General features: G+C 41.0%; 12 protein-coding genes and 2 pseudogenes. 7 read left to right on the top strand and 7 right to left on the bottom strand.

Annotation, left to right across the window (positions count from 1 at the left end):
• Positions 1–154 precede the first annotated feature (154 nt).
• Positions 155–1,522 (top strand): phosphoglucosamine mutase, encoded by a 1,368-nt coding sequence (glmM, locus tag PWP39_RS08030; RefSeq protein WP_011011707.1) that lies wholly within the window; start codon positions 155–157, stop codon positions 1,520–1,522.
• A gap of 180 nt (positions 1,523–1,702) precedes the next feature.
• On the opposite strand, the gene PWP39_RS08035 is transcribed toward glmM, so the two are convergent.
• Together PWP39_RS08035 and PWP39_RS08040 are read right to left on the bottom strand one after the other, a co-directional pair.
• Positions 1,703–2,317 carry a hypothetical protein gene (locus PWP39_RS08035; protein WP_011011705.1) on the bottom strand — a complete coding sequence of 205 codons (615 nt, stop codon included), beginning with the start codon at positions 2,315–2,317 and terminating at the stop codon, positions 1,703–1,705.
• Positions 2,310–2,897, bottom strand: a complete 588-nt coding sequence (locus tag PWP39_RS08040; protein WP_014835171.1) for a hypothetical protein — start codon at positions 2,895–2,897, stop codon at positions 2,310–2,312. Before PWP39_RS08040 ends, PWP39_RS08035 begins: the two co-directional genes overlap by 8 nt.
• Positions 2,898–3,312: 415 nt before the next feature.
• Here PWP39_RS08040 and PWP39_RS08045 point away from each other — a divergent pair, with 415 nt between their 5' ends.
• The 5 genes from PWP39_RS08045 (at position 3,313) to PWP39_RS08065 (ending at position 8,361) form a co-directional block, all read left to right on the top strand.
• Positions 3,313–4,620, top strand: coding sequence for an ATP-binding protein (locus PWP39_RS08045; RefSeq protein ID WP_011011703.1), 1,308 nt, complete (start codon positions 3,313–3,315; stop codon positions 4,618–4,620).
• Positions 4,621–4,684: 64 nt separating this feature from the next.
• Positions 4,685–5,170 (top strand): PadR family transcriptional regulator, encoded by a 486-nt coding sequence (locus PWP39_RS08050; protein ID WP_011011702.1) that lies wholly within the window; start codon positions 4,685–4,687, stop codon positions 5,168–5,170.
• On the top strand, positions 5,139–6,104 hold the full coding sequence (locus tag PWP39_RS08055; protein WP_011011701.1) for an ATP-binding cassette domain-containing protein: 966 nt from the start codon (positions 5,139–5,141) through the stop codon (positions 6,102–6,104). The genes PWP39_RS08050 and PWP39_RS08055 overlap by 32 nt, the downstream gene beginning before the upstream one ends.
• Positions 6,101–6,865 carry an ABC transporter permease gene (locus PWP39_RS08060; RefSeq protein ID WP_011011700.1) on the top strand — a complete coding sequence of 255 codons (765 nt, stop codon included), beginning with the start codon at positions 6,101–6,103 and terminating at the stop codon, positions 6,863–6,865. The genes PWP39_RS08055 and PWP39_RS08060 overlap by 4 nt, the downstream gene beginning before the upstream one ends.
• Before the next feature lie 107 nt (positions 6,866–6,972).
• Complete coding sequence (locus tag PWP39_RS08065; protein ID WP_288073420.1) at positions 6,973–8,361, top strand: hypothetical protein; 1,389 nt, start codon at positions 6,973–6,975, stop codon at positions 8,359–8,361.
• A gap of 166 nt (positions 8,362–8,527) precedes the next feature.
• Here PWP39_RS08065 and PWP39_RS08070 read toward each other — a convergent pair whose 3' ends face one another.
• From PWP39_RS08070 to PWP39_RS08085, 4 genes are all read right to left on the bottom strand, one after another.
• Positions 8,528–9,529: a hypothetical protein gene (locus PWP39_RS08070; RefSeq protein ID WP_011011698.1), complete on the bottom strand. Its 1,002-nt coding sequence runs from the start codon at positions 9,527–9,529 to the stop codon at positions 8,528–8,530.
• A 260-nt stretch (positions 9,530–9,789) separates the two neighbouring features.
• The gene (locus tag PWP39_RS08075) at positions 9,790–10,482 is read right to left on the bottom strand and encodes an Rv2686c family ABC transporter permease subunit (RefSeq protein WP_011011697.1); all 693 of its coding nucleotides are present in this window, start codon (positions 10,480–10,482) and stop codon (positions 9,790–9,792) included.
• A complete protein-coding gene (locus PWP39_RS08080; protein WP_288073421.1) occupies positions 10,479–11,180 on the bottom strand; it encodes a fluoroquinolone export ABC transporter permease subunit in 702 nt (233 codons plus the stop codon). Before PWP39_RS08080 ends, PWP39_RS08075 begins: the two co-directional genes overlap by 4 nt.
• Positions 11,177–12,028: an ABC transporter ATP-binding protein gene (locus tag PWP39_RS08085; protein WP_011011695.1), complete on the bottom strand. Its 852-nt coding sequence runs from the start codon at positions 12,026–12,028 to the stop codon at positions 11,177–11,179. Before PWP39_RS08085 ends, PWP39_RS08080 begins: the two co-directional genes overlap by 4 nt.
• Before the next feature lie 110 nt (positions 12,029–12,138).
• Here PWP39_RS08085 and PWP39_RS08090 point away from each other — a divergent pair.
• Positions 12,139–12,331: pseudogene (locus PWP39_RS08090) on the top strand (antitoxin AF2212-like protein).
• A gap of 125 nt (positions 12,332–12,456) precedes the next feature.
• Here the strand turns inward: PWP39_RS08090 and PWP39_RS08095 are convergent.
• A pseudogene (locus tag PWP39_RS08095) lies at positions 12,457–12,548 on the bottom strand (IS6 family transposase); the annotation flags it as partial.

Consider the following 12,548-nt stretch of genomic DNA (forward strand, 5'->3'; position numbering starts at 1 on the left):
GTATAGAATGCTCTCAGCCTTCATTTCTCTCCCTTCTTTTTCTGAAAAATTATCAGAAACTTAAACCTAACGCCCTACCGCTTATCCTAACAGTATCACTACCAGAGGGCTTAGGTTTTTAACTTCTTTTTTATTAATCACTGGAGGTGATAAAATGGGGAAGCTGTTTGGAACATTTGGAGTGAGGGGGACAGCAAACAAGGACATAACCCCAGAATTCGCTCTAAAAATAGGAATGGCATTCGGAACCCTTCTAAGGAGAGAGGGGAAGAAGAAACCAGTTGTAGTAGTCGGTAGGGACACGAGAGTGAGTGGGGAAATGCTAAAGAGTGCTCTAATAAGCGGACTTCTAAGTGTTGGATGTGATGTAATCGATGTGGGAATTGCTCCAACTCCCGCTATTCAGTGGGCAACAAATCACCTTAAAGCTGATGGGGGAGCAGTTATAACAGCCTCCCACAACCCACCAGAATACAATGGAATAAAGCTACTTGAGCCGAATGGGATGGGATTAAAGAAGGAAAGAGAAGCTATTGTCGAGGAGATATTCTTCAAGGAAGACTTTGACAGGGTAGAGTGGCATGAAATCGGGGAAGTTAGAGAAGTTGATATAATAAAGCCTTACATTGAAGCTATAAAATCCAAGGTAGATGTTGAAGCCATAAAGAAGAGGAGGCCATTTGTGGTTGTGGACACATCAAATGGAGCAGGCTCCCTAACCCTACCATACCTGCTAAGAGAGCTCGGATGTAAAGTTGTTTCCGTAAACGCCCACCCAGATGGCCACTTCCCAGCTAGAAACCCCGAACCAAATGAGGAGAACCTCAAAGGATTCATGGAGATAGTTAAGGCCTTGGGAGCAGACTTTGGAGTTGCCCAGGATGGAGATGCAGACAGAGCAGTATTCATAGATGAAAACGGAAGATTCATTCAGGGTGATAAGACGTTTGCACTCGTTGCCGATGCAGTGTTGAGGGAGAATGGTGGAGGATTACTAGTTACAACCGTGGCAACCTCCAACTTGCTCGATGACATAGCGAAGAAGCATGGAGCTAAGGTAATGAGAACTAAAGTAGGTGACCTAATAGTTGCCAGGGCCCTCTATGAGAACAACGGAACAATAGGCGGGGAAGAGAACGGTGGAGTAATCTTCCCAGATCACGTACTGGGAAGAGATGGTGCAATGACCGTGGCTAAGGTTGTTGAAATATTCGCCAAGAGCGGTAAGAAGTTCAGCGAGCTCATAGATGAGCTGCCGAAGTACTACCAGATAAAGACCAAGAGGCACGTTGAGGGAGATAGGTATGCAATAGTAAATAAGGTTGCAGAGATGGCGAGGGAGAGGGGATACACTGTTGACACAACTGATGGAGCTAAGATAATATTTGAAGATGGATGGGTTTTGGTTAGGGCAAGTGGAACGGAGCCAATAATAAGGATATTCAGCGAAGCAAAGAGCGAAGAGAAAGCCCAGGAGTACTTAGACCTGGGAATTGAGCTACTTGAGAAAGCGCTTTCATAGTTCTGCTTTTCTTTTTCTTCTTAGCTGGCTTTCGATAGAATGGAACTTCCTCAAGTAAATCCCAGCTCTCGGCCGTAAGGTTGTTCCTTCCATTTCAACCTGAGACTTAAAGCAAGATAGCTCATGAACCTCAGCCCTTTAAAAGATGAAAAGAATATAGTAGAACTCGGTTTGAGGGTCCTAGGTCTTAATGAGTATTGGGCACTCCCCCTCCCCAAAACTGTAAACTCTCCCTCCCCAACTTTTGCTCCCATCAGTGTAGATCACCTTTACCCACCCCTTCTCGAGCCCTTCTCTGTGCTCAGCTACAACTCCCGAGTGAATAATCTTGACCTTCTCGCCATCTCCAGGAGATACCAGAATCACAAGAGTGTTGTTTTCAAATTTTAACTCTTTGAATTGGTATCCCTCAGGGATCCAGATCTCTGCAGTCTCGCTTAGGTTGTAGGGGCTCGCGATGTAAAGCATTCCATCACCTGTATCAAAGCTCATGATGTAATCCTTGCAAGTTGGTTTTAAAGGAGTTCCATCTATAATAATGGTTGCATTCTCAAGATCAAGATCACAGAAGAAGCAGCGAACTTTGAAGGTTTCATACTTCACCTTGAGTTCCTCAGACCTATTTAGTGCATGGAACTTAAGTATTACTTGTCCCCCCTCTATGCGATAGCCCCTGCTCACAAGCTCTCCCGGGTAGTAGACAAGGACTTGAACTTCAACAGTTTTAATTGCTCGGGAAAATACAAAAGCTCCAATAAGTAATAAAAAGAAAAATACAACAGCATGCCTAATCATTCCATATGGCCTCCCAAGGTATTATTAAAATTCCCTCTTTATTCCCCGTTATGTAGATAACGAGATTTTCTGGATTAACCTTGGGATGAACAAAGAATGTTGGGGTCCATTTGTCCATCAGACACGTTTTGGTTACGTTGTGCAACTTGTTGTAGGTAGGACAATCCTCGTACTTCACTAGAAGGAAGAGTGTTCCATTCTTATAGAAGCATCCCATTAGTGAGAAGTGATGAGGCCTACTACCCCAGAACTCCCTGTCTGTTATTGAGATTAAAGCTCCACCATTGTAGAAGGCAACATCAACACCTATTAAGACCGTCCAGTTTGGCTTTTTGTCTGGAAAGCCTGGCCATATAGGATACTTCTCGCTGATTTCTACCACTCCAGAGCAGTTTGTTTCCCATTGTTCTGGAATCTTTAAGAGACCACAACATAATTCGGTCGTAATGTTGGGTGATATTCTTTCGGAAGATTCATCCAAGTGTTCCTGTTCACATTTCTCCAGATCATAAAGTGTGAATATGCCAGCTAACAAAAGTAAGAAAAGAGTAAAAATCACCAATTTATAGTTTGATTTCATATTCCTCACCATAATCTATGCATATCCCCCTGTTGTTCTGGCCACCTTACAAACCCCAACAAACTTTACTATTTACGAAAACAGCCCACAAATATTATGTATGCCTTAGACTATTTAAAAATTTCCACTTTGTATATGTAAAAACCACTCAGGAAAAAAATATCCTCTATTACTCTAGCTTCTAGAAATAGAGAAAATTTAAAGCAAAATAACTTCACAATGGGGGATGGCAAAGAGAACATACTAGGTGCAGCACTAAAGCCCAGGGGGCTGGAGAAGAGAAGCACTATGAGAATTGTCAAGAGAGAGTGAATTAAGAGTACTAGAAAGTTCACCTTTGGAGGCTTTTAAGACTGATTTGTTGATAATTCCATTACCAAAATATTTTTAAATATTTGGTAATCCAAATACCAACATGATTGAACATTTTAATCCATGGTGGAAAGGAAAGGAAGGGATAAAGGAAGATGAAGACTATAGAAAGTGGGTAGAGAGCGAAATTAAGTGGGTTCCTGACATAATAAAGGAAATCCTTCTGGAGCCTTTCTCCCTTAATATAATCTTTGGCCCTAGACAAGTTGGGAAAACTACTCTATTGAAGCTCATAGTAAAGAAACTCCTCGACGAAGGGATAAATCCAAGATCGATTTTTTATCTCCGATGTGATTATATTAGCGATTACAAGGAGCTTATGAATGTTATCGATGAGTACCTCGAAATTAGAGAGATTGAAGGGATAAGATCGTCTTACATACTCCTCGATGAAGTCACGTTCCCAAGGGAGTGGTTTAGAGCAATAAAGCTTTACATTGACATGGGAAAATTCAAAAATGACGTCCTCATTTTAACGGGATCAACAAGCATGCATACAAAAGGGGAAGTTGAAACATTTCCTGGGAGAAGAGGAAAAGGCAAGGATGTAGTAATGCTCCCATTGACGTTTAGGGAATTCATCAAGATAGCATCTCCAAAGTTACATTCACTTCTCCCTAGGATAAACAGTCTAGACAAAGTTGAGGAGTGTTTAAAGGCCGTACCATTCATTAAAGAACTTAATAAGCTCTTCAAACTTTACCTCCTTAGTGGCGGATTTCCCAGGGCAGTGAAAGATATACTAAGGTATAATAAGGTTTCAGAGGAGACATATGAGACCTATATTTCTTGGATGAGGGGAGACATACTAAAGCTTGGAAAAAGTGAAGAGGTTGCAAGGAGAATAATGAAGGCCATAATCAAAAAGCTCCCCTCTCCAGTGAGTTGGCATGGAATTGCGAAAGAGATAGATATAGGATCCCACAAAACAGTATTTAACTACATTGAACTTTTCGAGAGAATGTTTCTCGTAAAGGTTCTCCCATACATAGATCCAAACAAATTAGAAGTAGACTTTAGGCGGGAGAAAAAGGTGCACCTCATAGATCCCTTTCTCTACCACTTAGTCTCTAGATGGACCTTAACGGAGGAACCAAGTGAAGATAAGATAGTCGAGAGTGTGGTAGCAACTCATGTGGCAAGGAGATATGAAGTAGGATATTGGCGCGATGGAAGGGAGATCGATGTTGTGACTAGAGATGGAATAGGGATAGAGGTTAAGTGGAGCGACAACATTAAAGCTTCTCCAGTTAAGGTTGGAAAGATAAGGAAGGTGATAACATTATCCAAGTCAAAGTTCTCTAGAGATCCTTTAGTAATACCAGTCTCGGTATTTCTTTCATGTATTTAGCGTACTCGAGGCTTAAGGAAAGTACTTATAAGTTGATATATCAATTGATATATCAGGTGATATTGTGGAAAAGCCCAGGTTCAAGGGTCATCTAAAGCTACTAATCCTAAAGCTCCTAGAAGAAAACCCACTACATGGATATGGCATTATGACAAGATTAGAAGAAACCTTTGGAATAAAGGTAAGCCCAGGTGCAATCTATCCAATCCTCTCATCCTTAAGAAAGAGCGGACTGATTGAAGTAGCAGGGGAAGGAAAGAGGGAAAAGAAGCTCCACAAAATAACAGAAAAAGGGAGAGAATATCTAAGAAAACACGAAGACGAAGTGAAAGAAGCTTTAGAGATTGCAAATAAACTCAAAGAATTTTCAGAACTTGGGGGTAAGGAGGTTGCCCAGGTTCTAAGGGAAGTTGTTGAAAACATTGACAAGCTTTCTGAAGAGCAAAAAGCTGCTCTTGCGAGGGAGTTTTCCAACTTCGTTAAAAGAATTAAGCTAATTCTCCTGGGAGGTGAACAATATGGAGGCAATAATAGTGGAGAACCTCGTTAAAAAATATGGAGACTTTGAAGCCGTAAAGGGGATATCATTCAAAGTAAAACAGGGAGAAATATTCGCCTTTCTAGGCCCAAATGGTGCTGGAAAAACAACAACGGTTCACGTATTAACAACGCTACTGAAGCCCACTTCGGGAAGAGCTATAGTAGCTGGGCACGATGTAGTTAAGGAGCCAATGGAAGTTAGAAAGAAGATAGGTATTGTCTTTCAAGATCCAAGTGTTGACAGAGAACTAACGGCCTGGGAAAACATGTACATCCATGGAAGAATTTATGGACTTAGAGGACAAGATCTCAAGAAGAAGATTGAGGAATTATTGAAATTCGTCGAGCTCTGGGAGTTTAGGGATAAGCAAGTTAAATACTTCTCAGGAGGTATGCAAAGAAGGCTGGAAATAGCCAGATCTCTGCTACATGAGCCAGAAGTGCTCTTTTTAGATGAACCAACAATAGGTCTTGATCCCCAAACCAGGGCTCACATTTGGGAGTACATTAAGACGATGAAAGAGGAGCATGACATGACAATATTCCTAACCACCCACTACATGGATGAAGCTGAGCAGCTTGCAGATAGGATAGCAATCATAGACCACGGAAAGATAATAGCCAAGGGAACTACTGAAGAGCTGAAGAAGTTGGTGGGGAATGACATAATCTACGTCAAGTTTGAGAAACCCACCTGTGTTCAAGCTGAGTTCATTAGGGGATGTAAAATTCTCAACGATGGAAGGGTCGCTCTAGAAGTTAATAATGCGGCAGAAGTCCTACCTTTGGTGTTTGAAAAGGCCAGGGATATGGGACTTAAGATCTTGGAGGTTACCTACCACAGACCTACGCTAAACGACGTCTTCTTGCACTTAACGGGGAGAGAGATAAGGGATGAAGCTTCTGATAGGTCAACAATGCCAATGAGGAGGTGGGGAAGATGAACGTCTTCTCAACGATGATCTACCGTGAGCTTAAGAGATTCGTGAGGTCACCTTCAAGAATCATGGGGAGCATCCTAAACCCACTAATCTGGCTCATATTTTTCGGAAAGGGATGGAGTGGAGTCTTTAACTTTCCAATGGCAACGAGAATATTTGGCGGAGTTGACTACATGACTTACTTGGTCCCAGGAGTTGTTGTAATGACTGTGTTCAACATGAGCTTTATGCAGGGATTAACAATAATTTGGGACAAGCAGTTTGGCTTCATGAAGGAAATACTTGTAGCTCCAGCGAGTAGAGTTGAAAGCATTCTAGGAAGGATAACGGGAGGGGCAATAGTTGCGATGATCCAAGGATTCATAATGGTGGCACTAAGCTTTACCATAGCGGACTTAAAAGTTTCAGGAATAATACCAGCTCTCGTATTGGCCTTCTTTGTGGGCATAGCAATAGCGGGATTGGGTGTTGCATTGGCCCTCAGGATGAGCAGCATGGAAGGGTTCCAAGTAATAGTTATGATGCTAATGCTTCCAATGATGTTCCTCAGTGGTGCATTCTACCCAGTAAAGACAATGCCAAATTGGATGCAGTGGCTAGCGAAGATAAACCCCCTAACGTATGCAGTTGATGGTGTTAGGTACTATCTTGCAGGGGTAACTCCAACTTTTGGGATCATAAACGATTGGATAGTCTTAATAATCCTAGCTTTAGCGTTCGCTGGAATTGCAGGCTTAGAATTTAGAAAGGCCTATCTTTCATGATTTTTGTTTATTTTAAAAAAAGTTAGATTAATAACAGCAAAAGTACAGAAAGATATATAGCTCCTGTTGTATAATATGATACGACACAAAATAAAAGAGGTGATATCATGAAGCTCAGAACAATAGCTATTATACTAGCATTAGTAACACTTGCATCTGTAAGTAGTATAGCAATGGAGAATTTCATGGACATTGAACGAGCGTACTTTCAAGGAAGAGCAAAGGTATTTATCTTCCAACCGTTGCCAGAAGGGGGAATAAAACTCCTAAAACAGGGGCACCTGGGAGGAATTGTAAGCTTAAAGACTGAGAGCAAAGAGTGGAGAGAAGCACTCGCCACCAAGAACCTCAGTGCGGTCCCAACACCCCTAATAATATACTTCACTGAAGATGGGAAAATTGGAGTGAAAAGCTTCAAACCTGGGGAGCAAATAATACTTGAGGGCATGTTCCCCATAGAAGATGTTGCGGAGCCTTCACAAAAGCCAGATTTAAAGATTCCTTTTATAGCAAGAATAAAGTACAAGGTTCGCTCGTTCTTAGGAACTTCTTCTTGTCCACAAGGTTATGAAGAGTTAAACTATAGGTACTGTATAATTGAAAATTGGGAGTACCTAAAGGATTCTTATTATGCAGACTCAAGAACTTTCATTGAATGGGTTCCATTTATGGGTGTGAAAGTTAGGAGTGAGGGATACAAAGAGATAAAATCAATTAGCATCGCCTGGGGAATTCAGCTCACCACGAATATGAAATCAATGTGGACTCTGAGCGTGGATGGAATACCCATAATAGATTTTGGAGAGTCATACTCTGGTTCCACCTTAAGGGTTAGCTATTCACCTGAAGAGGAAATAAAGACTAAGGATGGTTACTTGGACAGATACCTAAACCTTCCTCTGAAGTATGTGGTTGTTGTGTACAACGTTCCCGTTTATGACAAATTAACAAAACAATACGCCACGATCCCAATTGCCGGAACCTATCCAATAGAGATCATGCTAAGCGGAGAATATAGGCTCACAGAAAGTGACCTTAACAGAGGTTATCTACTCACGAACTACCTAGTGAGTTCCCACTTCCCAGATGATGCGACATCTAAGCCAAAGGTTATAAGAACAAACTCTATGGGAATGTATCCAAATCTCGTGTTTGATTTCCAGGGAAGTGTAGGATATACATTCTATTCCACCCCAATAGGAGGTTCTGCCGCGAGTTGGATATGGAGCAAACTACCTATAGTCGGCAAGCTCTCAATAACATTCACATATTCCTCAACATCCCACTCTTTAACAACCTATAACATTGGCATTTTACAGGCAGCACCAAATCAGCTCTATTATGCCTCAATTCTCAAAAGAGATGCCAAGCTTAGTGGAAATGATAAGGTAGAGGTGTCAATGTACTTCACTACGATAGATGACGGCCAAGGCTCTAACCCACCTTGCTTTGGTGATTTTTGTCCAACATATTCCATTGATTTAGGAGACGAATAGCTTCTCTTTTTGTTTTAAAGCACACTTCTCTTAAAGAGGTTTATTAGGGGAATTAACTTCCTTAGAAACCCAAATTGCTGACTATTTAAAGAACTCCCTGGGTTTTCATTTGTCTTCACTCCAATTTCCACAATGCTTATTCCTCACATAGTCCGGCTAGAGGAGCTTATCCAATTACAGTCTCTTGTGTTATAATCGTTATGCTTTCAGTTGGATGTATGTTTAGTGTCGCTAATGTTGTATTTTTGACTAGAGTTGATTTTATGATAACTTTTGGTTCACATGTTCCATTTGCTGTAAATAATAAGGAACCTTTTTTGCCTTCAAAAACAGTTATATAGTATTCACCACTTGTGTAATAACCAGAGGCGCCCAGATAACTCATCCAGTCCTTTGAATAAATTTCTTCACCTTCTGCTTTTTGTGTTAGACAGTAATCGGTTGGAGCTTCAACATCCTCATAACTTTTAAACATCTCCAGAGCTTTCTTAACTTCTTTACCTACAACCAAAATACCATATTCGCTTTTTATCTTTTCAAATATTCCCTCAATCTTATTTTTATACTCGTTCACTCTTATTCCATACTCTTTACTATATCCAATCTTTTTAGGAACCCAGATCTCTACGATACAGTCCTCTTCAGCCACATAGCTTACCATATATATCGAATCATCAAGCTTCGTTATATTTGCATTAAGCAATTTACCAAGTGGATAGCTTGGCCACTCTTTAAACACAACACTCACCGGAATTATGACATAACTTTTGGGAGGTATAGTTAGGTTAAAATTTAATGTGTCATCTTCCAGCCAGACCATCTCACTGCTCCAATTCACTTCAATAAATGTTGCATTTGGAGCTATAGAAAACGCCTTCAAAACTATAAATCCATTATCAACGAAAAATAATCTAGCATTCTCTTTAATTTTCTCTGGAAGGTTCACAGAAATCACCCAACTGAGTGTCTCATTGTTTTTATTGAAAACGATGATATTTAATGTGTAGCTTTTGTCATCTACAATCTCTAAAGTCCTAACATCGGGAAAAGCCAGCGCAGGTCTCAAGGATTCGTAAGGATGCTTGCTCTCGTGGGGTAAAATAACTCCTACTATAAATACCAAGCCCAGCATTAACCCTAATAGTATGAGGGTCAAAGGTCTCTTCATAGGATTACCTCAAAATTTATGAACGAAAATTCATATTTAAATTTTACGCCTTACTATAGTTTTATTTTTTCAATTAACATTGAAAAGTCCTTTATGCTTTTGTATTCTCTCGGCTGACCTTGTAAATTTCCTCAGTTTCTTTGAGAGTATCCCAAAATTCTTGGATTCAATTAGTGATTTCTTTTATACTAACACCCAGACTCAAGAGGGGACGAGGCGGATGTAACAATGTACTTTATCATGATACAAGATTGGTAATTTTAAAGCACCCTTCTCTTAAATAGAGCTATTAGGGGAATTAGCCATATTAAGTGCACAATGAAGGCCACCAAAAAATCGCTGTAGTCATTTTGCAAAATCCCTTCGAACACTTTATAGAGCCAATAGGTCGGAAGGAATGCTGTAAATTCACTCCAGTCCCTTGAAAGATTTCTCCAAAGCACAACGAGCTTTATCAGCGGTGGCAACATGAGAAACCAGCCAAGAACTTTAGAGACGGTTATCGCCTGCATTCTTGACTCTGAGAACACTGTAATTAATAATCCATATATCCAAACCTCAAGGACGAAAAGAACTATCAGCATTGCAAGACCCTTTCGAGACAACTCTATGTCTAGGATGTAGGGAGAGGCAAAGCCCAGTACTGCAGTAACTATTGAGGCCCAGGTGAGGCGGTAGGCTAGAAAGGCCTCACTTGATATTGGAATCACCTGCAAGGCCTGTATGGTCTTTTCTTCTTTTTCATCGGCCATTACGAAGCCTGGGAGCATGCCAAATATCATTGGGATGAAGAGCATCGTCAAGAGAGCTAAAGGATAGTAGTAGATTCCAACTTTGTCCTTGAAGTACCTAACTATTAGGAGAAGGACAAACACCATGATTACGCTGTAGAGGAGCATGGGATCCCTTCTCAAAAGCTTAACATCCGTCTTGTAAATCGCCAAAAAACTCATTTCAATCCCTCCACCGCGTACTTATAAAACCTTGACTTAGCAAAGTAATACCCTATACCAGACCAAACAATTAAAGCTAACCCAGAAATGGCTAAAGTGGTTTTTGATATCTCGACGAATGGGGCCTTGAAAGAGTAGAGCGCGGGATAGCTTGGGATTAGATAGAGAACCTTCCAGATTGGATGGGTTAGATAGCCGTGGTAGTGGGCGAATGGGAGGAGTGAGACTATAAGAACTCCCAGGAGAGGAATGAAGTAGTCGTCCAAACTGTAGTACTTCGCAGATATTCCTATTCCCAGGAGGGTATAGACAATTGAGCAGAGGAAAACTCCCACAACAACGTAAGGCAGACCAGAGAGGGATCTAGTTCCAATTGCCATTATCGCTATTCCTCCTACTATTGAGAGGAGGCTTAGTGGGATGAGCTTGGCTATTATGTAATCCCTCCACTCAATGGGCGTTACGGCCAAAGCTCCAATAGTTCCGTCTTTCTTTTCCGCAAATATCTCAGTACCCACAAACATAAATCCCACAAGCCCAGGCTCAAAGAGGAGGAATATTGGCACCACTATGGAGTGATATCTCTCCGGAAAGGCCATCAGCATTAAACCATAGGCAACCCCTATGAGAATGTACATAGGGTAAACGTAGCTCCTAAATCCAATTGTTAGGTTCACCTTTATCAAGTTCTTTATCATATGAGCCTCCTCCCCGTTACCTTGAGGAATATCTCCTCTAAAGTTGGCTCCTCGGTGTTTATCCTCCTGATCTCATAATTTCTCAAAATGTTGAAGAACTCTTCGTTTTGCCCTATCCCATCCAATGAGAATTCCCTTACTTCAACTTTTCCATTGACAACGTATTCAACCTTAACGACTCTCTTCCCCATCTTGACCTTTAGCTCACTCGGACTATCAACGAGCTTTACTGATCCATCTACAATGAACGCTACTCTATCACAGAGCTCATCCGCAACGTACATATTGTGCGTTGTGAGAAAAATAGTTTTCCCGTTCCCCCTCATCTCAAGCAACAAATCCTTTATCTTCCTCGCGCTCCCTGGGTCTAATCCTTCCAAAGGTTCATCAAGAAAGAGTATCTCGGGATCTGGAAGTAGGGCCCTAGCCAAGTCGAGCTTCTTCTTCATTCCCTTGGAAAAGTTAGCAACTAATTGATCAGCTTCCTTATCAAGACCAACCATTTTAAGGACTTCCATTGGGTCAAGGTGCTTCTTGTAGAAACTTGCAAAGAACTCCAGGTTTTCAAGAGCCGTTAAGCGAGAATAAAGGGCTGGAAACTCAAAGGAGACGCCGATCTTATTGTAGTAGTCCTTACCCCATTTTCTTAAGTCTCTGCCTAAAACCTTAACCTCCCCAGTGTAGTCTTTGATAATTTTAACGAGGATTTTCACGGTTGTTGTCTTTCCAGCACCATTCGGGCCGAGGAAGCCGTAGATTTCACCTTTTTCAACTTCGAAGCTTAGGTTTTCAACGCCTCTAACATTACCATAATACTTTCTAACGTTTCTAACCTCAATGATGGGCATAATTCCACCAATATTTTATTCACCAGACAATATATTAAGCTTCAGGTGGTAGTGCCGAGTACACCAAAATCTCAAATTTTCTCACAATAGAATTCTTTGTAGTGAGTGTTATGCAGATTGTTGAGGCGATTTATGAGGATGGAGTTTTGAAACTTCTGAAAAATTTAAAGCTCAAAGAGCACTCAAAGGTCATCATCAAGGTAATTGATGAGGAGGAGATTGAGAAAATCTTGGATTCCCGTGATTATTGAGAAAGTTGAAGGCATAGATTATAATAAGGAGGCTTACTATGAATCCCTCTGAAGTCTTTCTAGATTCTTCTATTCTGGTAGGATTAAACCTTGGTGACGAGAACGCAAAGGCATTAGTGAAGTCGTTGATTGAAAGGGGTTTCACTTTAGTCATAAATCCTGTCGTTTTCGATACTGTCAGGATAACTGGGGTATCACCTCCTGAAGCCATTCAGTCACATCACCAGGCGGTCCACCAAACCGAGAATGAATTCTAACAAAATTATACC

The organism is Pyrococcus sp., from assembly GCF_030153625.1.
Lineage (GTDB): Archaea > Methanobacteriota_B > Thermococci > Thermococcales > Thermococcaceae > Pyrococcus > Pyrococcus furiosus.

Coding starts and splice junctions, on each gene's coding strand:
- glmM (WP_011011707.1), top strand. CDS start 155: ATGGGGAAGCTGTTTGGAACATTTGGAGTGAGGGGGACAGCAAACAAG.
- PWP39_RS08035 (WP_011011705.1), bottom strand. CDS start 2,317: ATGATTAGGCATGCTGTTGTATTTTTCTTTTTATTACTTATTGGAGCT.
- PWP39_RS08040 (WP_014835171.1), bottom strand. CDS start 2,897: ATGAAATCAAACTATAAATTGGTGATTTTTACTCTTTTCTTACTTTTG.
- PWP39_RS08045 (WP_011011703.1), top strand. CDS start 3,313: ATGATTGAACATTTTAATCCATGGTGGAAAGGAAAGGAAGGGATAAAG.
- PWP39_RS08055 (WP_011011701.1), top strand. CDS start 5,139: ATGGAGGCAATAATAGTGGAGAACCTCGTTAAAAAATATGGAGACTTT.
- PWP39_RS08060 (WP_011011700.1), top strand. CDS start 6,101: ATGAACGTCTTCTCAACGATGATCTACCGTGAGCTTAAGAGATTCGTG.
- PWP39_RS08065 (WP_288073420.1), top strand. CDS start 6,973: ATGAAGCTCAGAACAATAGCTATTATACTAGCATTAGTAACACTTGCA.
- PWP39_RS08070 (WP_011011698.1), bottom strand. CDS start 9,529: ATGAAGAGACCTTTGACCCTCATACTATTAGGGTTAATGCTGGGCTTG.
- PWP39_RS08075 (WP_011011697.1), bottom strand. CDS start 10,482: ATGAGTTTTTTGGCGATTTACAAGACGGATGTTAAGCTTTTGAGAAGG.
- PWP39_RS08080 (WP_288073421.1), bottom strand. CDS start 11,180: ATGATAAAGAACTTGATAAAGGTGAACCTAACAATTGGATTTAGGAGC.
- PWP39_RS08085 (WP_011011695.1), bottom strand. CDS start 12,028: ATGCCCATCATTGAGGTTAGAAACGTTAGAAAGTATTATGGTAATGTT.